Source organism: Pantoea brenneri (genome assembly GCF_038594305.1).
In the GTDB taxonomy this organism is placed as follows: domain Bacteria; phylum Pseudomonadota; class Gammaproteobacteria; order Enterobacterales; family Enterobacteriaceae; genus Pantoea; species Pantoea brenneri.
The window spans coordinates 1254299-1281089 of sequence record NZ_JBCGBG010000001.1 but is presented as its reverse complement, the minus strand read 5'-3'; the positions used below and the strand labels follow the sequence as shown (position 1 = coordinate 1281089).

The window sequence follows — 26791 nt, the reverse complement described above, 5'->3', positions numbered from 1 at the left end:
ACAGCCTGCACTATAAAACGGTTGATGTTGACGTAACTCCTTTAAATTGCTCAATTTTGTGAAGCATGTCGCCATTATGCACCCTTTTTTAGTCCAGGCTAAGCGGGCTCTCTACCCTAAACAGCAAATGCCCTTCAGAGGAATAAAAACTATGTGGAAACGTTTACTTCTGACCACGCTGGTCAGCGCCGCGTTGACCGGACCAGTGCTGGCTGCGGACATGACGGTCGGCTTCTCGCAGGTGGGTTCGGAATCTGGCTGGCGCTCCGCCGAAACCAACGTGGCGAAAAGCGAAGCTAAAAAACGCGGTATCACCCTGAAAATCGCTGATGGTCAGCAAAAACAAGAGAACCAGATTAAAGCGGTTCGCTCGTTTATCGCTCAGGGCGTTGACGCCATCTTTATCGCGCCGGTGGTGCAGACCGGTTGGGAACCGGTGCTGGAAGAAGCCAAAGACGCCAAAATCCCGGTCTATCTGCTGGACCGCGCCATCGTAGTCAAAGACAAATCGCTGTATCAGGCGGTTGTCACTGCGGATAACGTGCTGGAAGGCAAGCTGATTGGCGACTGGCTGGTGAAAACCGTCGGCGACAAGCAGTGTAACGTGGTGGAACTGCAGGGCACGGTCGGGGCCAGCGTGGCGATCGATCGTAAGAAAGGCTTTGCTGAAGCGATCAGCGGTCATCCGAACATCAAAGTGATCCGCTCTCAGTCCGGCGACTTTACCCGCAGCAAAGGTAAAGAGGTGATGGAAAGCTTCATCAAGGCGGAAAACAACGGCAAGAACATCTGCATGGTTTACGCACACAACGATGACATGGCGATCGGTGCCATCCAGGCGATTAAAGAAGCCGGTCTGAAGCCCGGCAAAGATATTCTGACCGGCTCGATTGACGGCGTACCGGATATCTATAAAGCGATGCTGGCAGGCGAAGCCAATGCCAACGTGGAGCTGACGCCAAACATGGCCGGCCCGGCCTTTGATGCGCTGGAGAAATTTAAGAAAGAGGGCACGCTGCCGCCAAAAGTGATCAAAACCGAATCGAAACTGTTCCTGCCTGCTGACGCTCAGCGGGAACTGGAACGCAAAAAAGGCATGGGTTACTAAGCCGCAGACCGCCCTGCGGGGCGGTTTTTCATGACGTGAGGCGGAGTTAGCAGAATGACCACACACAATGAAACATCGCTGTTAACCATCAGCGGCGTCAGCAAAGGATTTCCTGGCGTTAAAGCGCTGAACAACGTCTCGTTTGATATTCGCAAGGGCGAGATCATGGCGCTGCTGGGCGAGAACGGCGCGGGGAAGTCAACCCTGATCAAAGTGCTGACCGGGGTCTACAGCCGCGATGCCGGCACCATCACCCTGAACGGTAAGCCGATTACGCCGCACAACACTGCCCAGGCGCAGGAGATGGGCATTGGTACCGTTTATCAGGAAGTGAACATGCTGCCGAATATGTCGGTAGCCGATAACCTCTATATAGGCCGCGAGCCACGACGCTTCGGCATGCTCGATCGGCGGCGCATGGTGCGGGATGCCGATGCGCTGATGCGCAACTACGGTTTTTCACTCGACGTGACGCGCCCGCTGGGACACTACTCGGTGGCGATGCAGCAGATTATCGCTATCTGCCGCGCAGTCGATCTCTCCGCCCAGGTGCTGATTCTGGATGAACCAACCGCCAGCCTCGACGCCAGTGAAGTGGAGATGCTGTTTACCCTGATGGCGCAGTTAAAAGCCAAAGGGATGAGCCTGATTTTCGTTACCCACTTTCTCGACCAGGTTTACCGCATCACCGATCGCATCACGGTATTACGCAACGGGCAATTTATCGCTACCCGCGACACCGCCTCGCTGCCGCAAATTGAACTGATCAAACTGATGCTGGGGCGCGAACTGCTGGAGACGGCGCTGCAGCGGCAGGGCAGCACCCTGCGCAGTAATCAGCCGGTGGTATCGTTTGAAGATTACGGCAAAAAAGGCACCATCGAGCCGTTTAATCTGGAGGTCCGGCCGGGTGAAGTGGTCGGTCTGGCAGGACTGCTGGGCTCGGGCCGTACCGAAACCGCAGAAGTGCTGTTTGGTATTCGCCGCGCCGATCGCGGCACGGCAAAAATCAAAGGCAAGGTGCAGCGAATCACTAACCCGGCTCGCGCCTCGCAGCTGGGGATGGGGTTCTGTCCGGAAGATCGCAAAACCGACGGGATTATTGGCGCGGCATCGGTGCGCGAAAATATCATTCTGGCATTGCAGGCGCAGCGCGGCTGGCTACGACCGATTAAAAAACGTGAGCAGCAGGCGATCGCCGAACGCTTTATCAAGAGCCTGGGCATTCGAACGCCACACGCCGATCAACCGGTGGAGCTGCTGTCGGGTGGCAACCAGCAAAAGGTGCTGCTGTCGCGCTGGCTGGTGACTAAACCGCAGTTTCTGATCCTCGACGAGCCGACGCGCGGCATTGACGTGGGCGCGCACGCCGAGATTATTCGTTTAATTGAATCCTTATGTGCTGATGGACTGGCGCTGCTGGTCATCTCCTCTGAGCTTGAAGAACTGGTGGGTTATGCCGATCGGGTGTTGATCATGCGCGATCTGAAGCAGGTGGCAGAAATTCCGCTGGAGCAACTTTCGGTAGCGTCGATCGTCAACGCTATCGCTGACGGAGGGGCACAACATGCTTGAGACCCCTATGACACCTGAAAAACCGCAACGCCGTAAGCTGAAACTGCCACCGGGCATGCCGCAAATCGCGGCGCTGCTGCTGGTGCTGCTGATCGATAGCCTGGTGGCAAATAACTTTTTTGCTGTCCATCTGCAGGATGGCCGACTGTTCGGCAGTCCGATTGATATCCTCAACCGCGCTGCGCCGGTGGCGCTGCTGGCAATTGGCATGACGCTGGTGATCGCCACCGGCGGTATCGATCTGTCGGTTGGGGCGGTGATGGCGATTGCCGGCGCGACGGCAGCGACCCTGACCGTGGCCGGACACAGCGTGCCGTTTATCATTGCCGTGACGCTGGCTACCGGTCTGGCCTGCGGTATCTGGAATGGGGTGCTGGTGGCGCTGCTGCGTATACAACCGTTCGTCGCCACGCTGATTCTGATGGTGGCGGGGCGCGGTATTGCCCAGCTGATTACCCAGGGCCAGATCGTTACCTTCGACAGTGACAGTCTTGGCTGGTTTGGCAACGGTTCGCTGCTGATGTTGCCGGTACCGGTGTGGATCACTCTGCTGGTGGCGCTGGCGGTCTGGCTGCTGACTCGCAAAACCGCGCTCGGCCTGTTTATTGAAGCGGTAGGGATCAACCTGCGTGCCGCGCGCAATGCGGGCGTCACCGGCTGGCTGGTGGTGATGTCGACCTACGCCATCAGCGGCGTTTGCGCTGCGGTAGCCGGGCTGATTGTTGCTGCCGACATTCGCGGTGCGGATGCCAATAACGCCGGATTATGGCTGGAGCTGGATGCGATTCTGGCGGTGGTAATCGGTGGCGCTTCGCTGATGGGCGGACGCTTCAATCTGGTGCTGTCTTTGATCGGTGCGTTGATTATTCAGTCGATGAACACCGGTATTTTGCTCTCCGGCTTCCCGCCAGAGCTGAATCAGGTGGTCAAAGCGGTGGTAGTGATGTGCGTGCTGTTACTGCAATCACCCCGGTTTATTGCGATGTTAAAACGGAGACGCCCGACATGATCAAACGCCATCTGCCGTTGATGATCACCTTGCTGGTGTTCGTCGCGGGTTACCTGTTCTGCCTGAGCCAGTTTCCGGGCTTCGCCTCAACCCGGGTCATCTGCAATATCCTGACTGATAATGCCTTTCTGGGCATTATAGCGGTCGGTATGACTTTTGTGATTTTATCCGGCGGTATCGATCTGTCGGTCGGCGCGGTGATCGCCTTTACCGGGGTGTTCCTGGCGCGGGCGATTGGCGATTTCCACCTCGATCCGCTGCTGGCTTTTGCGGTAATTCTGGCGCTGGGTGCCTTGTTCGGCGCGATGATGGGCTGGTTGATCGATGCGCTGAAGATCCCGGCATTTATTATCACCCTGGCCGGCATGTTCTTTCTGCGCGGCTGCAGCTATCTGGTGTCGGAGAACTCGATTCCGATCGATCATCCGTTCTATACCATGCTCTCCAGCCTGGCGTGGAAAGTGCCAGGCGGCGGACGTCTCAGCCTGCTGGCGGTGATTATGCTGGTGGTGGTGCTGGGTGGGATTATTCTGGCGCACCGTACCCGCTTTGGTAATCAGGTCTACGCGATTGGCGGTAACCTGACCTCGGCGCAGCTGATGGGGGTCTCGACTCGTGCCACCACCATCAAAATCTATATGCTCTCTACCACCTTAGCCACGCTAGCCGGTATCGTCTTCTCTATCTACACCTCGGCCGGTTATGCGCTGGCGGGACTGGGCGTGGAGCTGGATGCGATTGCTTCGGTAGTCATCGGCGGCACGCTGCTGTCGGGCGGGGTCGGAACGGTGCTGGGTACGCTGTTCGGCGTGCTGATTCAGGGGCTGATCCAGACCTGGATTAACTTCGACGGCACCCTCAGCTCGTGGTGGACCAAAATCGCCATTGGTATCCTGCTGTTTGCCTTTATCGCGTTACAACGTTTGCTGACGGTGATCTGGGATCGCCAGCAGAATGCACCGGTAAAACGATTGAGTTCCTGACTACCTGAGTATCCCGCTAGAGGGCGGCTCGCCCGAGCCGTCCTTTACTGCGCCAGACGCAACTTCATCACCGTGACCTCTTCACCCGCTATGTGCCGCTGTTCCACCGCCTGCCATCCTGAGCGCTGATAGTACCCTTGCTGATCGGGCGTATAGAGCCACAGTTCACTGATTTGTTGTTTGATTGCTGTCGCAATCGCCTGTTGGATCAACGCTTTTGCCACGCCCTGACCCCGGAATCTCTTATCTGTGACCACCTCACCAATCCAGTATTCCCGCGCGGCAATGTCATCCAGTTCATAGCGAATGACGCTACAGGTCGCGATCACCGTTTCGCCATCCGGCGTGGCAATAAGGGTAAATTCTGCCGAAGGTTTCTGATTGCGCTGTTTTAAACGCGCAACAATGGCAGGCGGGTGAGACCATGCAGGAAAATGTGACCATTCAGTGTGCAGCAGCTGTGCGGTTTGTTCGGCGTAGCGGGGATGTTGATTCAGCTCGGCAATAAGCATGTGCGGGGCACCTTTATTTTGTCAGGCATCAAGCAATACAGGCTGGTGGGTTAAAGAGCAAGATCATGAAGAGGTTACATTGCAGTAAAGGATGTTTGTATATCCGGCTAAAACAGTCGCTGTTAGATGAAGGTGCAGGGTCAGGAAAGGCATGCCCGATCGCAAAGGATTCCCGCATCCCTGCGGATCGGCCGCGCCATCCCGGGCGCGGACGCTTTGCTCTTCAGGCATGTCTTCCTTCCCGGCTGGGCTGATGTATCGCTTTAAGAAGCAGGAAGCGGATAGTTATTATTGGGAATGGCATAAAACAGTCGCTGTTGGCTGAGAGTACAGGATCAGGAAAGGCATGCCCGATCGCAAAGGATTCCCGCATCCCTGCGGATCGGCCACGCCATCCCGGGCGCGGACGCTTTGCTCTTCAGGCATGTCTTCCTTCCCGGCTGGGCTGATGTATCGCTTTAAGAAGCAGGAAGCGGATAGTTTTTATTGGGGATAGCATAAAACAGTCGCTGTTGGCTGAGGGTGCAGGGTCAGGAAAGGCATGCCCGATCGCAAAGGATTCCCGCATCCCTGCGGATCGGCCGCGCCATCCCCGGCGCGGACGCTTTGCTCTTCAGGCATGTCTTCCTTCCCGGCTGGGCTGATGCATCGCTTTAAGAAGCAGGAAGCGGACAGTGTGAGGCGAGTATCCCGGCAGCCGGAGCTACAGGGATCTGTTGACGGCGATGTTACGGAACGCCCGCCATCCCGACTAAATAGCACCGTTTTTATAAAAAAAAACCGATGCCGCATAAGCCTGCATCGGTGGTTTGATTGATTCTGGCGCGCTGCTAATCATTAAAATGAACAGCGCTGCCGCAGTGCGTAATTAACGTTTCAGCCGGTAGTACGCTTCGTTCCAGCGCAGCGCATCTTTGAAAGCGGGTAAACGTGTATGCTCGTCAATCACCAGCACTTCGATGTCGTTCATCTCACCGTACAGATACATATCATCCAAAGTCAGCGCCTGGCTGAACACCGTATGGTGCGCGCCGCCGCCCAGAATCCACGCTTCGGACGCGGTCGCCAATGACGGCTGGGCTTTCCACAGTGCGCGCGCAACCGGCAACTTCGGCAGCGGTTTCGGCTGTTCAATCGCATCTACCACGTTAACCAGCAGACGGAAACGATCGCCCATATCAATTACGCTGGCATTAATCGCACGCCCGGCTGGCGTTGAGAAAATCATGCGGGCCGGATCGGCTTTATCACCAATGCCGAGGAACTGCACATCGATTAATGGCTTCTCTTCAATGGCAATCGACGGGCAGACTTCCAGCATGTGGGAGCCGAGCACCAGATCGTTACCCGGTGAGAAGTGATAGGTGTAATCCTCCATAAATGAGGTACCACCTTTACGATCGCCCGCCAGCACTTTGAAAATGCGTAACAGCGCCGCGGTTTTCCAGTCACCTTCACCGGCAAAGCCATAACCCTGGCCCATCAGACGTTGCACCGCCAGTCCCGGCAACTGCGTCATACCGTGCAGCGTCTGGAAGTTGGTGGTAAATGCCTGACAGCCTTCTGCTTCCAGGAAACGCTTCAGGCCCAGCTCGATACGCGCTGCATCCAGCACGTTCTGCCGTTTTTCGCCGCCCGAGGCCGCCACATCGGTAAAGCGATAGAGGCTTTCGTACTCATCGATCAACGCATTGACGTCGCCATCACTGACCTGATTGATCACCTCAACCAGATCGCCGACGCCCCAGCCGTTGACGGCATAACCGAACTGAATCTGCGCCGCGACTTTATCGCCTTCGGTAACCGCCACTTCGCGCATGTTATCGCCAAAGCGCGCCACTTTTAGCTGCTGGCTGGCCTGTTTCGTCAGCGCCGCACGCATCCAGTTACCCAGACGCTGCTGGCTGGCACCGTCCTGCCAGTGACCGGTGACCACGCTGTGCTGCAGACCCATCCGTGCGCCGATAAAACCAAACTCACGGCCGCCGTGTGCGGTCTGGTTCAGGTTCATAAAGTCCATGTCCATGCTGTCCCACGGAATTTCAGCATTGAACTGGGTATGGAACTGCAGCAGTGGTTTATTCAGCACGCTCAGGCCGCCGATCCACATTTTAGCCGGCGAAAAGGTGTGCAGCCAGGTAATGATGCCAACGCAGCGGGTGTCATGATTCGCGTCGCGGCACAGCGTCAGCGCTTCATCCGGTGATTTCACCAGCGGTTTCAGCTCCAGCTGCAGCGGCAGGCCAGCCTGATTTAATCCCTCGACTACCTGACGCGCATGCTGTTCTACCTGGCGTAACGTCTCCGCACCGTAGAGGTGCTGCGTGCCAATCACAAACCACACGCTGTAGCTGTTTAACTGTTCCATAAAATCACTCCTTTACTTTGAGCCTACCCCAATAGGCTATTTTATTTGTCAGTCTGAACCTGGGTAGTGCTCACAATCCTCACGTACTCCGTGTACGCTCCGGTTGTTCCGCGCTGTCCGTGTCCAGACTGCCTGCAACAATTACGCCTACTGGGATAGGCTCTTAGCGGAAGCGGGGCGAGCGGCGTATTGCGGTTCAGCCGTCACGCACCATTGTTGATAGCGTTGATAGAGTTGTTGATAGCGTGCCACGCGCGCCGGATCGGGCTGCAGGGTGACGGCAATCGGACTGGCCATCACCTGCTGTGCCTCGGGCACGCTGGAGTAGACGCCGGCCGCGACGGCGGCGAAAATCGCCGCGCCCAGCGCACAGCATTCATCAGAGGCGACGATATCCAGTGGCCGGTTCATCACGTCGCAGCAGGCCTGCATAATCGCTGGCGATTTACGCGCGATGCCGCCGAGGGTCAGGATGTTTTCTACCGGGATCTGCTGCTGCTCGAAGCACTCCATAATGGCGCGCGCACCAAACGCGGTGGCGGCAACCAGCCCGCCAAACAGCGCCGGTGCGTCAGTGCCGAGGTTGAGATCGGTTATGACCCCTTTCAGGCGCTGGTTGGCATTCGGGGTGCGGCGGCCGTTGAACCAGTCGAGTACCACCGGCAGGTGGTCGAGCTGCGGATTGGCAGCCCACGCCTCGGTCAGATCTTTAATCAGCGTTTTCTGCATTTCTGCCAGTTGCGGTTTCAGCGCCGGATGACGCTCAGCGGCCAGTTGCAATGGCCAGCCCAGCAGGCGGCTGAACCAGGCATAGATATCGCCAAAAGCAGACTGTCCCGCTTCCAGCCCGACAGCACCGGGCATCACGCTGCCATCAACCTGACCGCAGATACCTTTAATTGCGCGATCGCCAACCTGGTCAGCATCGGCAATCAGGATGTCGCAGGTGGAGGTGCCAATTACTTTGACCAGGGTATACGGCTTCGCGCCGCCGCCGACTGCGCCCATGTGGCAGTCAAACGCACCGCCGGACAGGGTGACCGTCTGCGGCAGACCGAGCCGCTGCGCCCATTCCGGGCTGAGGGTGCCGACCGGCAGGTCAGCGGTCCAGGTGTCGCTGAACAGCGGCGAATCGAGCTGCTGAGTGAGCAGCGGGTCCAGCGCATTGAGGAAGTCCGCTTCGGGCAGGCCGTTCCAGTCGCCGTGCCACAGCGCTTTATGTCCGGCGGCGCAACGGCCACGCCGCAGCCGGTCGGGTGCCGTGGTGCCGCTCAGTAACGCCGGTACCCAGTCGCACAGTTCGACCCACGAGACTGCCGCGTCACGCACCGCCGCGTCTTCGCGTGATACGTGCAGAATCTTGGCCCAGAACCATTCTGAGGAGTAAATGCCGCCGATATAGCGGCTGTAATCCTGAAAGCGGCCGCTGTGGCACAGCTGATTGATCTCTTCCGCTTCTTCAATTGCAGTGTGATCTTTCCATAACACAAACATGGCGTTGGGGTTGTCGGCAAATTCGGGGCGCAGCGCCAGCACGTTACCGTCGCGATCGATGGGGGCCGGGGTCGAGCCGGTTGTGTCGACGCCAATGCCGACTACGGCGGCGCGCTGCGTTTCGCTGAGCGCATTCAGAACGCCGAGCATCGCCTGTTCCATCGCATCGATGTAATCCTGTGGATGGTGACGAAAACGGTTGGTGTGTGGATCGCTGTATAAGCCCTGTTGCCAGCGCGGGTAGCTGACCACCGCACTCTGCAGCTCTTTGCCGCTGTGACAATCAACGGCCAGCGCACGCACCGAATCACTACCAAAGTCCAGCCCAAGGGTGATGGCTCCAGCACGCATCGGAATCTCCTGTAGTTAATGAACTCCTACATCCTGTGACCGGCGCGCCAGAACGGTTAGTCATGGCTGGCTGACAATATGCACTTTTCTGTCATCGACAGTGATTTTGTGATCCATTGCAAAAGTTAACCTCCGGTTAAATTTGCTGAATATATGGACCATTCTGCCGTGATTTTAAGATGTGATACCGCTCTACATTTTTCTTCGCTAATCCCGCTAAAACTAGCCCAGCGTCTGAACAGGCTTTCAGCACATAGCACTCTAACGCACTGATTTATGGCTGTACCTACAAATGAAAAAAGACTGGTAGCGTTTACACCGATTCGTTATTAGCAGTGAAAAACAACCTGGCACCGGAGAGCATCATGCATAAATTCACTAAAGCGTTCGCGGCCATCGGCCTGGCAGCGGTTATGTCACAATCCGCTATCGCCGAGACCATGAAGCTCGGTTTCTTAGTCAAGCAACCGGAGGAACCCTGGTTCCAGACCGAGTGGAAGTTCGCCGATAAAGCCGGCAAGGATTTGGGCTTTGACGTGATTAAGATTGCCGTTCCCGATGGTGAGAAAACCCTCAACGCCATCGACAGCCTGGCCGCTAACGGCGCCAAAGGCTTCGTCATCTGTACGCCCGATCCTAAGCTCGGCTCAGCGATCATGGCCAAAGCACGTGGCTATGGTCTGAAGGTGATTGCGGTGGACGATCAGTTCGTGACCGCCAAAGGCAAGCCGATGGATACCGTTCCGCTGGTGATGATGGCGGCCACCAAAATTGGTGAGCGTCAGGGTCAGGAACTCTACAAAGAGATGCAGAAACGCGGCTGGGATGCGAAAACCACCGGCGTAATGGCCATTACAGCGAATGAGCTGGACACCGCGCGTCGTCGCACCGGCGGCTCGATGGACGCGATCAAAGCAGCCGGCTTCCCGGCCGCGCAGATTTATCAGGTGCCGACCAAATCAAATGATATTCCGGGCGCGTTTGATGCCGGTAACTCACTGCTGGTCCAGCACCCTGAAATTAAACACTGGCTGATTGTCGGCATGAACGACAACACCGTGCTGGGCGGCGTGCGTGCCACAGAAGGACAGGGCTTTAAAGCGGCTGACGTCATCGGTATCGGCATCAACGGCGTCGATGCGATCAGCGAATTGTCGAAAGATAAAGCCACCGGCTTCTACGGTTCTCTGCTGCCGAGCCCGGATGTTCACGGCTATAAAAGCAGCCAGATGCTCTACAACTGGGTCAGCAAAGGCGAAGAGCCACCAAAATTCACCGAAGTCACCGACGTGGTGTTAATCACCCGCGACAACTTCAAAACCGAACTGGCGAAGAAAGGGCTGATGTAAAGCCTGCCCCTGCCGGTGTCTGAACACAACGGCGTCACGATATAGTCAGCCCGTGTATTTCGCGCCGCCACACTGCCGCCGGGCATTAACACCCGGTGCGGGTAAGCGGCGCGAAATAGTGAGGATAATCATGAACACTGATTCAGCATTTCTGTCGTTTCATGGCATCAGTAAAACCTTTCCTGGCGTGAAAGCGCTGCAGGATATCTCTTTCGACTGCCGCAGCGGTGAAGTCCACGCCTTAATGGGCGAGAACGGCGCAGGCAAATCGACGCTGCTGAAAATTCTCAGCGGCAGCTACCAGCCGAGCGGCGGCGAGATTCGGATCAAAGGCCAGCCGGTAAACTTCCAGCACACCACCGATGCGCTGGATGCCGGGGTGGCGATTATTTACCAGGAACTGCACCTGGTGCCGGAAATGAGCGTGGCGGAGAACATCTATCTCGGCCAGATTCCGCACAAGCATGGCCTGGTCAATCGTAAGCTGATGCGCTACGAGGCCGGTCTGCAACTGAAAAATCTCGGCATGGATATCGACCCGGATATGCCGCTGAAGTACCTGTCGCTCGGTCAGTGGCAGATGGTGGAGATTGCCAAAGCGCTGGCGCGTAACGCGCGCATTATCGCCTTTGATGAACCGACCAGTTCGCTGTCGGCGCGTGAAATCGACAACCTGTTCCGCGTCATCCGTCAGCTCCGTGAGGAGGGCCGGGTGGTGCTGTACGTGTCACACCGGATGGAAGAGATTTTTGCCCTCAGCGACGCCATCACGGTGTTCAAAGATGGCCGCTATGTCCGCACCTTTACCGACATGGCTAACACCCATCATGACGATCTGGTGCAGGCGATGGTGGGCCGCAACCTCGGTGATATCTACGGTTATTCGCCGCGTGAAAAAGGCGCGGTGCGCCTTGAGCTGGACCAGGTGGAAGCGAAGGGGGTGCGAACGCCGATTTCGCTCAAGGTCCACGCTGGCGAGATCGTTGGGTTGTTTGGCCTGGTCGGCGCCGGACGCAGCGAACTGCTGAAAGGGCTGTTCGGCGGCACGCGCCTGCGCGGCGGCCGGGTGTTGCTGGATGGCGAACCGCTGACGCTGCGCGAACCGATCGACGCTATCCGCGCCGGCATTATGCTGTGTCCGGAAGATCGTAAAGCTGAAGGCATCATTCCGGTGCACTCGGTGCGCGATAACATCAACATCAGCGCCCGGCGTCACAACCTTACCGCGGGTTGCCTGATCAAAAACGACTGGGAAAGCCGCAACGCCGACAGCCATATCCGCTCGCTTAACATCAAAACGCCTGGGGCAGAACAGCTGATCATGAACCTCTCCGGCGGTAACCAGCAGAAGGCGATTCTCGGCCGCTGGTTATCCGAAGAGATGAAGGTGATCCTGCTGGATGAGCCGACGCGCGGCATTGATGTCGGGGCGAAACACGAAATCTATAACCTGATTTACCAGCTGGCCAACGACGGTATCGCGGTACTGTTCGCCTCCAGCGACCTGCCGGAAGTGATGGGCCTTGCCGATCGCATCGTGGTGATGCGTGAAGGGGCGATTGCCGGTGAAGTGCTGCACGACGACGCCACGGAGCAGCAAACGCTGAGCCTGGCAATGCCAAAAACCACACAAGCGGCCGCCGTGGCCTGACAGGAGATCAACATGGCTTCATCCACGACCTCAAATACGCCGCCGCCAGCGTCACGCAGCGGCCTGCAGTTTGGTCGCATCTGGGACAATTTCGGCATGCTGGTGGTGTTTGCGCTGCTGTTTATTGCCTGTGCGGTATTTGTGCCGAACTTCGGCTCATTTATCAATATGAAAGGCCTCGGGCTGGCGATGTCGATGTCCGGCATGGTCGCCTGCGGCATGCTGTTCTGCCTGGCGTCCGGTGATTTTGACCTGTCGGTCGCCTCGGTCATCGCCTGTGCCGGCGTGGTCACGGCGGTAGTGATCAACATGACCGAAAGCCTGTGGATTGGCGTGGCAGCCGGTCTGGTGCTCGGTATGCTCACCGGCTTTATCAACGGCTTTGTCATCGCCCGGCTGAAGATCAATGCGTTGATCACCACCCTGGCGACCATGCAGATCGTGCGCGGTCTGGCCTACATCTTCTCCGACGGTAAAGCCGTTGGTATCGAAGATGAACGCTTCTTCGCGCTCGGGTTTGCCAACTGGCTGGGCGTCCCTGCGCCCATCTGGCTGACCATCGCCACCATGCTGATCTTCGGCTTTCTGCTGAACAAAACCACCTTTGGCCGTAATACGCTGGCGATTGGCGGTAATGAAGAAGCGGCACGACTGGCCGGGGTGCCGGTGGTGCGGACCCGGATCATTATCTTTATTCTGTCCGGCCTGGTCTCGGCCGCTGCGGGCATCATTCTGGCTTCACGCATGACCAGTGGTCAGCCGATGACCTCGCTGGGTTATGAGCTGGTGGTGATCTCCGCCTGCGTGCTGGGCGGCGTCTCACTGAAGGGCGGTATCGGTAAAATCTCCTATGTAGTTGCCGGGGTGCTGATTCTGGGAACCGTTGAGAATGCGATGAATTTATTGAATATCTCGCCATTCTCACAGTATGTGGTGCGCGGTCTGATACTGTTAGCAGCGGTGATATTTGACCGCTACAAACAAAAGCATAAAGCCTGATTTGGCGAGCAGTTAACCCGCGGACGCATCAGGCGTCCGCGGGTGATCCGATCAATGACAGACTGAGTGAGGACGCTATGTATCACCGTGAATTACCGGCCGAGCAGCAAAATCCCTTACTGCCGGGCTATTCGTTCAATGCCTGGCTGGTGGCGGGGCTGACGCCGATTACCGCCGACGGTCCGCTGGACTTTTTTATCGATCGTCCGCACGGCATGAAGGGTTACATTCTCAATCTCACCATTAAAGGCAAAGGGCGGGTATTCGATGGCGAGCGGGCCTTTGACTGCGAGCCGGGCGAAATGCTGCTGTTTCAGCCTAAAACCGCCCACTACTATGGCCGCGCGCCTGACAGCCCACAGTGGTTTCATCGCTGGGTCTATTTCCGGCCGCGCGCCTACTGGCACGACTGGCTGCGCTGGCAGGATGAGCAGGAGGGCGTCGGCCGTCTGCTGTTGCCGGAATCGCTGCGCGGCGAATTTGATCGGCTGTTTGCCAGTATCGAACAGACCCATAACTCCGGCCGCCGCTTTGCGGAAGAGCTGGCGATGAACCTGCTGGAGCGCTTGCTGCTGCGGGCAGTGGAAGAGGATCCGCGCAGTCATCAGCTGATCCGCGATCCGCGGGTGATTGAAGCCTGTCAGTACGTCACCAATCATCTGGCCAGCGAAGTGAAAATTGAAGAGGTGGCGCGTCATGTCTGCCTGTCACCGTCGCGGCTGGCACACCTGTTCCGCGAACAGATGGGCGTTAACCTGCTGCGCTGGCGCGAAGATCAGCGGGTGATTCGCGCTAAACTGCTGCTGCAAACCACTCAGGAACCGATTGCTACCGTCGGGCGCGAAGTCGGCTACGACGACCAGCTCTACTTTTCCCGGGTGTTCCGTAAGCGGGTCGGCGTCAGCCCGAGTGACTTCCGTCGCCGCAATCAGGACGCGCACGACAACCTGGCGGCACAAACCGCCTGGCCGATGACACAGAGTGCTATCTCTTAGTTTTTTCGGGAAATTCCTCCTTGTCCTGGCCTGGTTAATAGTCTTAAATCAATCAGGTTAGCAACTAAGAGCCTATCCCGGTAGGCTATTTTATTTGTCAGTCTGTACCTGAACAGGGCTCACAATCCTGACGAACCCGCTGTACGCTCCGGTTACTCCGCGCTGTCCGGGTCCAGACTGTCTGCAATAATTACGCCTAGCGGGATAGGCTCTAAGAGGGATTAAAATGAGCGATAAACTGCGTGTTGGCCTGATCGGTTACGGTTTTGCCAGCAAAACGTTTCACGCCCCGCTGATTGCGGGCACCCCGGACGTTGAACTGGCCGCTATTTCCAGTAGCGATGCCAGCAAAGTCCACGCCGACTGGCCTGCGGTTCAGGTAGTGGCTGATCCTCAGGCACTGCTGGACGACCCGTCTCTGCAATTGATTGTTATTCCTACCCCCAACGATACCCACTTTCCGCTGGCGAAAGCGGCGCTGAACGCCGGTAAACATGTGGTAGTCGATAAGCCGTTTACCGTGACGTTGTCACAGGCGCGCGAGCTGGATGCCTTAGCCAAAGCGAAAGGGCTGCTGTTATCGGTGTTCCATAACCGTCGCTGGGACAGTGATTTCCTGACGCTGAAATCGCTGATCGACGCCGGTACGCTGGGAGAAGTCCGCTACTTCGAGTCGCATTTCGACCGCTTCCGGCTGGAAGTGCGTCAGCGCTGGCGTGAAATGAAAGGCGCCGGCAGCGGTATCTGGTATGACCTGGGACCGCATCTGCTGGATCAGGCCCTGCAGCTGTTTGGCCCGCCGGTGGCGATTAACGTCGATCTGGCCGAGATGCGGCCTGGCGCGCAAACCACCGACTACTTCCACGCGACCCTGACCTATCCACAGCGCCGCGTGGTGCTGCACGCCAGCATGCTGGTGGCCGCCGAGTCGCCGCGTTACACCGTGCACGGCACCCGCGGCAGCTACGTTAAATATGGTCTCGATCCGCAGGAAGATCGCCTGAAGTCCGGTGATTTCCCGCCGCAGGAAGACTGGGGTTACGACATGCGTGACGGCACCCTGACGCTGGTCGACGGCGATTCACTGACCGAAACCAGCCAGCTGACGCAGCCAGGTAACTATCCGGCTTACTATGCGGGCATTCGTGATGCGATTGCCGGTCGCGGCAGTAACCCGGTGACGGCAGAAGAGGCGATTCAGGTGATGGAGCTGATTGAGCTCGGACTGCAATCGGCTGAGAAACGGCAGACGCTGTCGCTGAAGCGCGTCTGATCGGTGAGAGCAATATTGGCTGCTTAATATTGCTGTAAGAGAGCTGACAAGTTCAAGAACGGGTAAGTCCGGCAGCAATAAATTTGCTCAACGCTCAGGGAACAGGGGTCAGAAGAGGAAAGCGTCCCAGCCATGGACAACAACACCGGGAGCGTTTTTGAACAACGCAAAGCGTTGGCCTGCTACGGGCGCACCTCAGGGTTGAGGTGCGTAATGGCGTGAGCCGAGCGTGCCAGGGATGGCGGCTTTTGCGTCTTTCCGATCTGACCCTGTTCCCTGCGCAGGCTCGGTCTTAAAGCCACTTGTCCTTTCGCGCGTCACCATAAAAACGGGCCGGATAACCGGCCCGTTTTTTTGCTTTAAAGCTACCGTCTTACTGCACGCGGGCGCGGACCGCGGCTTTCTCGGCGTCGCTAAGAAACGCGATGGTCAGACCATTTTGCTGCGCCTGACGAATTTGCGCCGGGCTCAGGCCGGCTGCCGGTGCGGCATGGTGATACTCATGCGCCAGTTCAATGCCCTGAACCGCCGGGTCATCAGTATTCAGTGTTGCCAGAATGCCGTGCTCAAGGAAGGCCTTCAGCGGATGCTGCGCGAGTGACGCCACGGTGCTGGTCTGAATGTTGGAGGTCAGGCAGGATTCAATCCCGATGTGGTGCTCTGCGAGGAAATCCATCAGCGCCCGATCTTCAATCGCCTTGACGCCGTGGCCGATACGCTCGGCACCCAGCTCACGAATCGCCTGCCAGATGCTCTCCGGCCCGGCGGCTTCACCGGCATGCACCGTCACCCGGAAACCGGCATCGCGTGCCTGGGTAAAGTGGCTGAGGAACTCGCTGCCGGGGAAGCCCAGCTCATCGCCGGCCAGATCGACGGCGGTGATGTGATCGCGATGCGCCAGCAGGCCATCCAGCTCGGCCAGGCAGGCCTCTTCACCGAAGGTCCGGCTCATGATGCCAATCAGGCGCACGTCGATATTGTGCTGCTGGCAACCGGCTCTGACGCCATCAATCACCGCTTCGACCACGCCGGCAATCGGCAGATGATGGGTCATCGCCATATAGCCAGGTGAGAAGCGCAGTTCCGCATAGTGAATGCCAGCGCGGGCCGCATCTTCAACGTTTTCCAGCGCAATACGGCGGCAGGCATCGAGGTCGCCCAGCACCTTCACGCCCCAGTCGAGTTTTTGCAGGAAGCTCACCAGGTCAGGCTCATTGTCGCCGACCTGCACATGCGGACGCAGGGCCTCCAGCGTGGTGGCGGGCAGGGCAAGATTAAACTGGCGACCTAAATCAAGAATGGTTTGTGCACGGATGTTGCCGTCGAGATGGCGATGAATATCGGTAAGAGGAATGGTGGTATCGATCATGGTGCACTCGCTCAGTGGTGACTAAAGTGCATAACATTATAAAAATATCTTGCGCAACAGCGCCAGCTATTTGCGCAACAACCGGCCCGGATGCTGTTTAATTACCCATAACCGGCCGGTGATCGCCGACAAATGGCCTGGCTTCAGGCGGACGAGGCGTGAATCGCGGCAATCAGCCGGCTGACGCCATCTTCGACCTTACTGCGCGGACAGCCTACGTTGAGGCGCAGGAAACCCTGGCCAGCACTGCCGTAGGTTGAGCCGGGCATGATCGCCACGCGTTGCTGGATCAGCGCCTGCTGCAGCGTCTGTTCGGCGATGCCGAGCGGATTAAGATCGATCCAGGCGAGATAGGTCGCCTGAGGCGGCTGCCAGTTAAGCGACGGAAAGGCGGCGTTAAGGCGGTCGGCCACCAGGATCAGGTTACCTCTCAGATAGTCACGCAGCGCGTCAAGCCACGGCGCACCGTGCCGGTAAGCGGCAATGTGTGCGGCAACCGCGAGCACCGCCGGTGAGGAGAGTCCGTCGGCGTTTTTAAGCGCCTGAAACCAGGCCGCCCGATCGTCTGGCTGCGGAATAATGCCCCAGGCGCCGGTCAGCCCCGGCAGGTTGAAGCTTTTCGATGCTGAGGTAAACAGCGCCCAGTCGCCACGCGCCACGCGGGCCCACGGCGTATGTGGCCGATCGCCGACCATCATATCCATATGGATCTCATCACTGATCACCCTAACGTGGTGACGCTCGCAGAGTTCAGCCATCTGCTGCAGTTCGGCTGCCGTCCAGACTTTACCAGTGGGATTGTGCGGGCTGCACAGCAGCAGGATTTTGCAGCGCGGACGCGCCAGCTTCGCCGCCAGCGCCGTCATATCACAGTGCCACTCCGGGCCCACCCGCTGCAACGGCATTTCCAGCACCTGCCGCTGGTTGCCGTACACGGTTTTGTAAAACGCATCGTAGGCCGGCGTGTGGATCAGCACTTCATCGCCCACCTCGCTCCAGTGCCGGATCATCTGCGCCACCATGTAGATCACCGACGGCCCATATACCAGCGTATCGGGCGACGGCTGATAGCCGAACCGGCTGTCCATCCAGTGGCAGCAGGCCGACAGAAACGCATCATGCTGCCAGCGGCTGTAGCCGAATACGCCGTGATCGAGGCGCTGACGCAGCGCTTCAAGCACTACCGGCGCGGTTTTGAAATCCATATCGGAGATAGTGAACGGCAGCAGATCGGGCACGCCAAAGCGATCGGCCACAAAATCCCACTGGGTAGACCAGCTGCCACGGCGATCGATAACCTCATCAAAATTAAACATTGCGGCTCCCGGTTCGTTAAGCGGTGACGTTCATCAGCGTCGACAGTTCGTCTTTCACCGACTGCACCTGTGGCCCGATCACCACCTGCAGGCTGCTCTTATTAAGGTGCACCACGCCAATCGCGCCGTTGGCTTTCAGCGCCGCATCGTTGACCTTGCTCATATCGGCGATGGTCAGACGCAGACGCGTCAGGCAGTTATCCAGTGAGGTGATATTTTCCACCCCGCCCAGCGCCGCCAGAATGGCCGGTGAGTTGTAGCCCGACTTGCCTTTACCGGCATTGCTGACCTGCTGTGCCAGCGCGCTGGCACTTTCGACTTCACGGCCCGGCGTTTTGATATTGAAGTGCAGGATGGCAAAACGAAAGATCAGGTAGTAACCGGCAAACCAGATCGCAGCCACCACCGGTACCCAATACCATTTGGTCGACAGGCCGTGCAGCACGCCAAACACCACGAAGTCGATAACGTTACCGTCGGTGTTGCCGATGGTCACGCCCAGTATCGCCATCAGGCTAAAGCCGACGCCGGTTAACAGCGCATGGATCAGATAGAGGAACGGCGCGACGAATAAAAACAGGAACTCAATCGGTTCGGTGGTGCCGCCAACCACACAGGCCACCACACCGGAAATCAGTAATCCTTTAATTTTATGGCGGTTTTCCGGGCGGGCGCAGTGATAGATAGCCAGCGCAGCGCCAGGCAGGCCACCCAGGAAGGCCGGCATTTTGCCCTGCGACAGGAAGCGGGTGGCGCTTTCGGCAAAACCATGAGTCTCCGGACAGGCCAGCTGTGCCTGGAAGATGGTCAGGGCGCCGCTGACGCTTTTGCCGCACACCTCAAGCGTGCCGCCGGCATCGGTAAAGCGCATGATCGCCACCAGAATATGCTGCAGGCCAAACGGCAGCAGTAAACGCTCACCGGTGCCAAAGATCATCGGACCGAAATCGCCCGCGCTGTTGATCATCCAGCCGAGTCCGGTAATGCCGCGAGCAAAGAAAGGCCAGATCAACGGGACCACCAGTCCCAGCACGCCGATCACCAGCGTGGTAATGATCGGCACAAAGCGGGTACCACCAAAGAAAGCCAGCGCATCGGGCAGCCGGATGTTATGAAAGCGCTCATGCAGCCAGAACACCACAATGCCGACAATCACCGCACCCAGAATGCCGGTATCAATCGACGGGATACCGAGTATCGACTGGACGTTGTTGGCTTTCAGCACTGCGGCATCGGTGGTAGGCAGAATGCCATTGATATTGAGCCAGAAGTTGATGCTGAGGTTGAGCACTGCATAGCCAACAAAGCCGGCAAATGCCGCCACGCCTTTGTTTTCACGCGCCATGCCGAGCGGGATCGCCACGGCAAACATCACCGGTAAATAACTAAAGGCGAAGGAGCCGAGTTTCGCCATCCACAAAAACAGATACTGCAGCCACGGCTGATCCAGCATCGGTAACAGCGTCAGGACATCATGGCTGCTCAGCGAACTGCCGATACCCAGCATGATGCCGCAGAATGAGAGCAGGGCAACCGGCAGCATAAAGGTTTTCCCCAGGCTCTGGAAAAACTCCCAGACAGACATTTTTTGTTGAGGTGCGGGCATGATGGCTCCGGCGGCAGTTAGTCACAGTGATAAAGTGAGCAGATGATAAAACGTTTTATCAGATTGATGTGCGCGCTGAATCACACTCTTCCGGCCAGGGCTGATATTATTTTTCGGCTTTAAGGTGTAACGTTTTATCCTCTTCCGGCGTTTTTATTCGGGCAAGTAACGGCATGAGCAGAATTACCATCCATGATGTGGCCGCCGCTGCAGGCGTTTCGGTCACCACCGTCTCTCTGGTGCTCTCCGGCAAAGGGCGGATTTCTGCTGAAACCATGGCGCGGGTTAACCAGACCATTGAGCAACTGGGCTTTGTGCGCAACCGCTCGGCGACCATGCTGCGCGGCGGTGAAAGCGGAGTGATAGGACTGATCGTCCGCGATCTCAGCCAGCCGTTTTACGCGGAAATGACCGCCGGACTCAGTGACGCGCTGGAAAAGCAGGGCAAATTGTTGTTTCTCACCCAGAGCGGCCGCCAGGGCCAGCAGCTGGAGCGCTGCTTCGAGTCGCTGGTGGCGCAGGGGGTTGATGGCGTGGTGCTGGGCGGCGGGGCGGATAAGGCCGACAAAATAGTGGCCCGCGCCCGTGAGCTGAACATTGCGCTGGTCTGCGCCGCACGTGCCAGCAGCCTGGAAGAGGTGGATGCGATCCGACCGGATAACGCCCAGGCCGCGCGTCTAGCCACCGAATATCTGATCCGCCAGGGTCATCAGCGCATCGCCTGGCTGGGCGGCCATAGCGCATCGTTAACCCGGGCAGAACGTCTTGGCGGCTATTGCGCCACGCTGCTGCAATATGGTTTGCCGTTCCGGCCCGAGTGGATTATTGAGTGCGGCAATACGCAAAAAGAAGCAGCCGAGGCGGCGGTCCAGCTGCTGCAACAGCATCCCCGGCTGACGGCGATACTGGCCTACAATGCCAGCACGGCGCTGGGCTGCTATTTTGGTCTGCTGCGCACCGGCCGGACGTTCGCCCGCGGCGCGGTCGACAGCTACTATGGACAACAGCTGGCGCTGATGGGGTTTGGCGATGAACCGCAGGCTGAGCTGACCGATCCGCCGCTGACGGTTGTCACCAGTTCGGCGCGCGAGATTGGCCGCGTGGCGGCAGAACGCATCCTGCAACGTCTGGCGCAACCGGATGCCGCACGGCAGAATGTGATTATGCCGCCGCAGCTGATTATTCGCGGCTCAGCATAAAAAAAGGCGACGCCAGCATTAACCCTGGCGTCGCCTTGTTATCACCGCTCAGCCGTTACTGCGGCATGCCTTCGCTGGTCGGCATACCCAGCATGTAGCGTGACATAAACTGCTCCAGCGTCATCTTGTCGCCGTTCATATTCACCTGGCCGTTAGCGTACTGCAGGCTGGTGACGATGTTGTTATCCTGCTGCTGGGTCAGACGGAACATCTGTCCCATCGCCGCCAGACCTTTAACCTGCTGATCGGCCAGCTTCTGTGCATCATCTGCCTGATAACCTTCCGCCAGACCCACTTTGTGCATGGTTTCGGTCGCCATCGGCATGTTGATGATCAGTTTCGCATCCAGCGTTTTCAGCACCCGGTCAACCATGGCGTTCAGCGTTTGCGGTTCGCCGGTCACGGTAGCGGGATCGTTAAAATTCGCCGTCAGATTAAAGGTGCTTTCACCTTTATCATTCTTCCAGCTCAGCGGGGCGATGCTGATCGACGGCGATCCTTTCAGCAGAACCGGCAGGTTGCTCATCAGGATAGCGTTGACGCCCGCCTGGTAGCGAATCGGATCGTCCGCCAGGCCTTTCTGGCTGGTGAGATCCTGCATCTGGGCGTTGTAGCGATCGGAGAAGGCTTTTACCGCCTGCGCATCGAACTGCGACAGCTTCATCTTCAGTGCCGCCTGACCAAAGTCCTGTTTCTGCAGCTGAACGCTGTCGACTTTGTAATCAATGTTGCCGCCGATCTTACCGGCACTGTTATCGAACGAAGAGGAGCCCTTCATCTTGTGCAGCGTCAGGGCATCCTGACCGTTAATGCTGGCGTTGACCTTCTCAACATCGATCGACTGATCGCCGACCCGCACGCCTTCCGGACTCAGATGGGTATTGCCGTTGAGCTTCAGGCCATTGACGGTGAACAGCACCGGCTGACCCATCTCATTTTTGCTGGTTAGCGCCAGGCTATCAACGTCACTTTCCAGCGAGACTTTATCGCCTTTATTGTCGGCGCTGACGTTAAGCGTGCCGCCATTGGTCGCCAGACGCTCGCCGGTTTGTGCATTCTGATAGTCGATCGGCAGAATACGCAGCGCGGTATCGGTTGCGCCGCTGTAGCCAATGCGGGTATCGGCATTGATCAGCGATTTATTTTGCGTCAGTTCAAACAGCTTCTTCACCGCATCGGTGTTGGCCAGTTCGCTGTGCACCGAGGCCATGCTCGGGATCAGATTGAAGTGCTTCAGCTGCGCAAACGGGAACGGGCCGTGATCGATGGTTTCGTTCAGGATCACGCTCTGACCCGGCTTCAGCAGGGCGTTATCTTCCGTCTGCGAGCTGGCCTGAATCACCAGGTTGGCTTTGCTGCTGAAGACGCCGCGCTGATAGTCCTGGTAGCTGATCTTCAGTCGGCTGTTCGGGGCGTAAGCATTCAGCTGGGTATTGGCGTTCTGCACCAGCTGGTCCATGTGTTTTTCGAGCTGCTTGCCGGTGAACCATGCCGCGCCGGTCCAGATTACGCCCAGCGCGATAATCACGCCCACGGCAACGTTGGTCTTTTTCATTGCTGATTCGTCCTTATCCTTGAGTCCGCTTACGCCGCAGGTTTGACCCGACGACTGAAGAAAAAACGCCCGCAGGCGTTTTAAAAGCTAATAGGTTGAAATAATAGCAGTTAACCGCAGGTCCGTCAGCCGCATCACCCTAACTCGTTAAATACCCGCGCCAGCCGGCCGGTTCCGGCCACCGTAACCGGGGCTTCGCTGGCGGCAACAAAACAGGATTCGCCCGGTTGCAGCGTCAGCTGCTGCTGGTCTTTTGCCACCACCGCCTGTCCTTCGATGCAGAACAACAGCGCCGCGCTCTGCTGATCCAGCGCCTGCGGTTGCGCACTCAGGGTATGGATCGCAAAGGCGAAATCGTCGACCGGAATCGGAAAACGCAGGGTGCTGCCATGCTGCTCCGGCTGCGTCAGCAGCGCGCTGGCGGGCTTCTCGTCAAATTTGAGGTTGGCCATCAGTTCCGGGATATCGATATATTTCGGCGTTAAGCCGGCCCGCAGCACGTTATCGGAGTTCGCCATCACTTCCAGCGCCACGCCTTTCAGGTAGGCGTGCGGCGTTTCAGCATAGAGGAACATCGCTTCGCCCGGCTGCAGGGTAATCACGTTGAGCAGCAGCGGTGAAAACAGGCCGCTGTCGTCCGGGTAGTCGGCAGCGATTACGCTAATGGTCTGCCAGGGTTCGCCCTGCTGGTGACCGAGCACCGATTTCAGTACCCCAAGCGCCAGCGATTTGGCCTCGCCGTCGAGCGACAGCAGGGTAGAAAACAGGGTCGCCAGATTATCCCGATCGGGATGCTGCAGGAAATGGGCAATCTGCGGATGCGCACCGGCAACCGGCTCAAGCAGCGAAACCATTTCGGTCAGGGGGCGGAAACCGTTCATCGCCTGGAAGGGCGTCAGGGCATAGACCAGCTCGGGTTTATGGTTGGCATCTTTATAGTTGCGTTCGGCGGCGCCCAGCGGAATGCCGGCGGCATTCTCACGCGCAAAACCGGCTTCAGCGGCGCTTTTGCTGGGATGAACCTGAATCGACAGCGGCTGATCGGCGCACAGCACTTTGAACAGGAAAGGCAGTTCACCGAAGCGTTGTGCCACCGCATCGCCCAGGGTGGCGGTCGGGTTGGCGTCAATCACCTCGCGCAGCGAGCGCGAACTCCCCTGGTCGTCAACGGTAGACGGACTCTTCGGGTGCGCCCCCATCCACAGCTCGGCCATCGGTAACCCTTGCGGATTCGCAATGCCATACAGTTCGGTTAAGGCTGTTTTGCTACCCCACGCGTAATTCTGCAGCGAATTGTTCATTTTTTGCATTATATAACCCTTCATCACGGGATGTTATTGGCGCTATTAAAGCAGAAAGTGCCAGGGAAAATACATATCAAGTGCAAAAGGACGCTAAGCTCTCATAATGTTAAATTATTGTATGTCATTATCTTGCCCGCCCGAATGTCGCCCACAGGACGATGCGTTGGGCGGGCATTCACTTCAAACAGAGCGAAGGAGACGTATTCATGGCAGCCAACCGCATTGAGAAAGATTCAATGGGCCCCATTGATGTACCGGCTGATAAACTGTGGGGCGCGCAAACGCAGCGCTCGCTGGAACACTTCCGCATCTCAACCGAAAAAATGCCGACCGCGCTGGTTCACGCGCTGGCGCTGACCAAACGCGCCGCTGCCGCCGTTAACCGCGACCTGGGGCTGCTGCCGGCCGAGCGCGCCGAAGCGATCATTAACGCGGCGGACGAGGTGCTGGCCGATAAGCACAGCGACGAGTTCCCGTTAGCCATCTGGCAGACCGGGTCCGGCACCCAGACCAACATGAACATGAATGAAGTGCTGGCCAACCGCGCCAGCGAGATTCTGGGCGGAGAGCGTGGCATGTCGCGCCTGGTCCATCCGAATGATGATGTTAACAAGAGTCAGAGTTCGAATGACGTCTTCCCGACCGCGATGCACGTGGCCGCGGTCATCGCCCTGCGTGAGCAGCTGATCCCGCAGATTCAGGTATTAAAAAAGACCCTGAGCGAGAAGTCAGAGGCGTTCAAAGATATCGTCAAAATTGGCCGTACTCACCTGCAGGACGCCACGCCGCTGACGCTCGGCCAGGAGATTTCCGGCTGGGTGGCGATGCTCGAACATAACCTGAAGCACATCGAGCAGAGCATTCCGCACGTGGCGGAACTGGCGCTGGGCGGCACTGCCGTCGGCACCGGCCTGAACACCCATCCGGAGTATGCTGTCCGGGTGGCGAAAGCGCTGGCCGATCTGACTCAGCAACCGTTTGTCACCGCGCCGAATAAGTTTGAAGCGCTGGCAACCTGTGATGCGCTGGTTCATGCCCACGGTGCGCTGAAAGGGCTGGCGGCCTCGCTGATGAAAATCGCTAATGACGTGCGCTGGCTCTCCTCCGGTCCGCGCTGCGGCATTGGTGAAATCGCCATTCCGGAAAACGAACCAGGCAGCTCGATCATGCCAGGTAAAGTCAACCCGACCCAGTGCGAAGCGATGACCATGCTCTGCTGTCAGGTGATGGGCAATGACGTGGCAATCAATATGGGCGGCGCGTCCGGCAACTTTGAGCTGAACGTGTTCCGTCCGATGGTGATCCATAACTTCCTGCAGTCGATTCGTCTGCTGGCGGACGGTATGGATAGCTTCAATCATCACTGCGCGATTGGCATTGAGCCGGTTCGCGAGCGTATCGAACAGCTGCTGAATGAGTCACTGATGCTGGTGACGGCGCTGAATACCCATATCGGTTATGACAAAGCGGCCGAAATCGCCAAGAAAGCCCATAAAGAGGGGCTGACGCTGAAAGGCGCGGCGCTGAAGCTGGGCTATCTGACCGAAGAGCAGTTTGATGCCTGGGTGCGTCCGGAAGAGATGGTTGGCAGCATGAAGTCGTAAGCCGTCTGCTGTACATCTGCTGTAAAAAGGCCAGCGCGTGCTGGCCTTTTTTATGGCTTAAATCGGGCAGTCGACCCACAGATGCAGCCGCGGGATCAGCAGGTTAAGCGGCTCGGCGGCTGGCTTATGGCGATAGGTAATGTTATCGGCATCGTAATTCAGCAGTTCACCCAGCACCGGCACCTGGCTGCGATCGCGGCAGATCACCAGAATCGGCGATGGACAGGCCAGCTGCGTCTGCTTTTTCTGTTCGGCACGCCAGACCCGCGCCACCGGCTGGACTTTCACCGGTCGCTTAATTTTCAGCCGGGCCGAGGCGGGCAGGGCGCGCACGCTGGCTAACTCCTCCTGCACTTTTTCTGCCCACTGTTCGCGTGACCACGGCGCCTGCGCCCGTCCGGCCTTCAGGCTTTTTTCCAGCTGAGCGATCACCTCTTCACGCTGCATATTTTTGATGATGTGCTTATTCGCCCAGCCAAAACGCAGGCTGTCCGGTGCGCTGAGCAGGGTGATAGTGCGATAGGCATTCAGGGTGATCAGCCCGCGCAGATGCTGGTGGACAAATTCGAAGCGTGCCTCGCTTGGCAAGCCGGACTCAACCGTAATCAGCTGCTCCAGTCGCGCTTTAAGCTGATTGATGCTGTCGACCAGCGCGCTGATTTCCGCCTCACGCTGCTCATCGCATTCAATGCACAGCGCACCCGGCAGACGGACCGCCGCCTTGGTGCTGAGCTGCTCCGACTGATGCTGCATGAACAGACGGCAGTAGTGGTTCAGCGCCAGCGTTAAGGCATGCTGCCCCAGATGCTGCTCCACCGCGATTTGAGTAATCGCCTCATGCTCACGGCCTTTCACTATCGGCGGCAGGCTGAATACCCGGGCAATCAGCAACGGCTGGGCCTCAATCTGCTGGCGCAGCTCGCCCAGCGCCTGTTCTAAATCGTTTACGCATTGATGCATATCTGACACTAAGTCGTAGCGCGCCATGTTGAGCCTCCATAGTTACAACGTACATAATGTGGCAGAAGCGGTGACTGGGCGCAATAGCGACACTAGTTACAACATACTGTTAGTAATACCGTTAACAACCGTGCCGCCATCCGGGCGTAAGCAGGCGCAAAAGGCGGCATGCATTTTTCCTTATCTCAGAACATGTTATAAAAATGGTTTG

General features: G+C 57.8%; 19 protein-coding genes and 1 pseudogene. 11 read left to right on the top strand and 9 right to left on the bottom strand.

The window, feature by feature from the left end:
* The first annotated feature begins 151 nt into the window (after positions 1-151).
* The 4 genes and pseudogenes from ytfQ to yjfF all read left to right on the top strand — a co-directional run bounded on the left by ytfQ (position 152) and on the right by yjfF (position 4675).
* Complete coding sequence (ytfQ, locus tag AABB92_RS05910; RefSeq protein WP_031377342.1) at positions 152-1108, top strand: galactofuranose ABC transporter, galactofuranose-binding protein YtfQ; 957 nt, start codon at positions 152-154, stop codon at positions 1106-1108.
* A gap of 54 nt (positions 1109-1162) precedes the next feature.
* Positions 1163-2683, top strand: coding sequence for a sugar ABC transporter ATP-binding protein (locus AABB92_RS05905; protein WP_046288343.1), 1521 nt, complete (start codon positions 1163-1165; stop codon positions 2681-2683).
* Positions 2676-3699, top strand: a pseudogene (gene ytfT / locus AABB92_RS05900) (galactofuranose ABC transporter, ATP-binding protein YtfT); the annotation flags it as partial. The gene AABB92_RS05905 and the pseudogene ytfT, both read left to right, overlap by 8 nt.
* Complete coding sequence (gene yjfF / locus AABB92_RS05895) at positions 3689-4675, top strand: galactofuranose ABC transporter, permease protein YjfF (protein WP_031377340.1); 987 nt, start codon at positions 3689-3691, stop codon at positions 4673-4675. The pseudogene ytfT and the gene yjfF, both read left to right, overlap by 11 nt.
* 44 nt (positions 4676-4719) lie before the next feature.
* Here yjfF and AABB92_RS05890 read toward each other — a convergent pair whose 3' ends face one another.
* The 3 genes from AABB92_RS05890 to AABB92_RS05880 form a co-directional block, all read right to left on the bottom strand.
* Complete coding sequence (locus tag AABB92_RS05890) at positions 4720-5187, bottom strand: GNAT family N-acetyltransferase (RefSeq protein WP_046288342.1); 468 nt, start codon at positions 5185-5187, stop codon at positions 4720-4722.
* Positions 5188-6055: 868 nt separating this feature from the next.
* Complete coding sequence (gene araA, locus AABB92_RS05885) at positions 6056-7555, bottom strand: L-arabinose isomerase (RefSeq protein ID WP_046288341.1); 1500 nt, start codon at positions 7553-7555, stop codon at positions 6056-6058.
* Positions 7556-7702: 147 nt separating this feature from the next.
* Positions 7703-9400 (bottom strand): ribulokinase, encoded by a 1698-nt coding sequence (locus tag AABB92_RS05880; protein ID WP_046288340.1) that lies wholly within the window; start codon positions 9398-9400, stop codon positions 7703-7705.
* A gap of 365 nt (positions 9401-9765) precedes the next feature.
* On the opposite strand from AABB92_RS05880, the gene AABB92_RS05875 reads away from it, so the two are divergent.
* The 5 genes from AABB92_RS05875 to AABB92_RS05855 all read left to right on the top strand — a co-directional run bounded on the left by AABB92_RS05875 (position 9766) and on the right by AABB92_RS05855 (position 15667).
* Positions 9766-10749 carry an arabinose ABC transporter substrate-binding protein gene (locus AABB92_RS05875; protein WP_031377611.1) on the top strand — a complete coding sequence of 328 codons (984 nt, stop codon included), beginning with the start codon at positions 9766-9768 and terminating at the stop codon, positions 10747-10749.
* A 130-nt stretch (positions 10750-10879) separates the two neighbouring features.
* A complete protein-coding gene (gene araG, locus AABB92_RS05870) occupies positions 10880-12400 on the top strand; it encodes an L-arabinose ABC transporter ATP-binding protein AraG (RefSeq protein ID WP_031377612.1) in 1521 nt (506 codons plus the stop codon).
* 12 nt (positions 12401-12412) lie between these two features.
* Positions 12413-13399, top strand: coding sequence for an L-arabinose ABC transporter permease AraH (gene araH, locus AABB92_RS05865; RefSeq protein ID WP_031377613.1), 987 nt, complete (start codon positions 12413-12415; stop codon positions 13397-13399).
* A gap of 77 nt (positions 13400-13476) precedes the next feature.
* Entirely contained in the window at positions 13477-14394 is a 918-nt protein-coding gene (araC, locus tag AABB92_RS05860; RefSeq protein WP_046288339.1) for an arabinose operon transcriptional regulator AraC, read from the top strand.
* Between the two features lie 226 nt (positions 14395-14620).
* The gene (locus tag AABB92_RS05855) at positions 14621-15667 is read left to right on the top strand and encodes an oxidoreductase (RefSeq protein ID WP_031377614.1); all 1047 of its coding nucleotides are present in this window, start codon (positions 14621-14623) and stop codon (positions 15665-15667) included.
* 373 nt (positions 15668-16040) lie between these two features.
* Here the strand turns inward: AABB92_RS05855 and add are convergent, their stop codons facing one another.
* The 3 genes from add to malX form a co-directional block, all read right to left on the bottom strand.
* The gene (gene add, locus AABB92_RS05850; RefSeq protein ID WP_031377615.1) at positions 16041-17036 is read right to left on the bottom strand and encodes an adenosine deaminase; all 996 of its coding nucleotides are present in this window, start codon (positions 17034-17036) and stop codon (positions 16041-16043) included.
* A 143-nt stretch (positions 17037-17179) separates the two neighbouring features.
* On the bottom strand, positions 17180-18352 hold the full coding sequence (locus AABB92_RS05845; protein WP_046288338.1) for a MalY/PatB family protein: 1173 nt from the start codon (positions 18350-18352) through the stop codon (positions 17180-17182).
* Positions 18353-18368: 16 nt separating this feature from the next.
* Positions 18369-19958, bottom strand: coding sequence for a maltose/glucose-specific PTS transporter subunit IIBC (gene malX / locus AABB92_RS05840; protein ID WP_031377616.1), 1590 nt, complete (start codon positions 19956-19958; stop codon positions 18369-18371).
* A 173-nt stretch (positions 19959-20131) separates the two neighbouring features.
* On the opposite strand from malX, the gene malI reads away from it, so the two are divergent.
* The gene (gene malI, locus AABB92_RS05835; RefSeq protein ID WP_031377617.1) at positions 20132-21157 is read left to right on the top strand and encodes a Mal regulon transcriptional regulator MalI; all 1026 of its coding nucleotides are present in this window, start codon (positions 20132-20134) and stop codon (positions 21155-21157) included.
* 55 nt (positions 21158-21212) lie between these two features.
* Here the strand turns inward: malI and AABB92_RS05830 are convergent, their stop codons facing one another.
* The gene (locus AABB92_RS05830; protein ID WP_031377618.1) at positions 21213-22712 is read right to left on the bottom strand and encodes a YdgA family protein; all 1500 of its coding nucleotides are present in this window, start codon (positions 22710-22712) and stop codon (positions 21213-21215) included.
* A 134-nt stretch (positions 22713-22846) separates the two neighbouring features.
* The gene (gene manA / locus AABB92_RS05825) at positions 22847-24022 is read right to left on the bottom strand and encodes a mannose-6-phosphate isomerase (RefSeq protein ID WP_031377619.1); all 1176 of its coding nucleotides are present in this window, start codon (positions 24020-24022) and stop codon (positions 22847-22849) included.
* A 200-nt stretch (positions 24023-24222) separates the two neighbouring features.
* On the opposite strand from manA, the gene fumC reads away from it, so the two are divergent.
* Positions 24223-25620 carry a class II fumarate hydratase gene (gene fumC / locus AABB92_RS05820; RefSeq protein WP_046288337.1) on the top strand — a complete coding sequence of 466 codons (1398 nt, stop codon included), beginning with the start codon at positions 24223-24225 and terminating at the stop codon, positions 25618-25620.
* A gap of 57 nt (positions 25621-25677) precedes the next feature.
* Here fumC and tus read toward each other — a convergent pair whose 3' ends face one another.
* Positions 25678-26607 carry a DNA replication terminus site-binding protein gene (tus, locus tag AABB92_RS05815; protein ID WP_046288336.1) on the bottom strand — a complete coding sequence of 310 codons (930 nt, stop codon included), beginning with the start codon at positions 26605-26607 and terminating at the stop codon, positions 25678-25680.
* Positions 26608-26791: the final 184 nt, after the last annotated feature.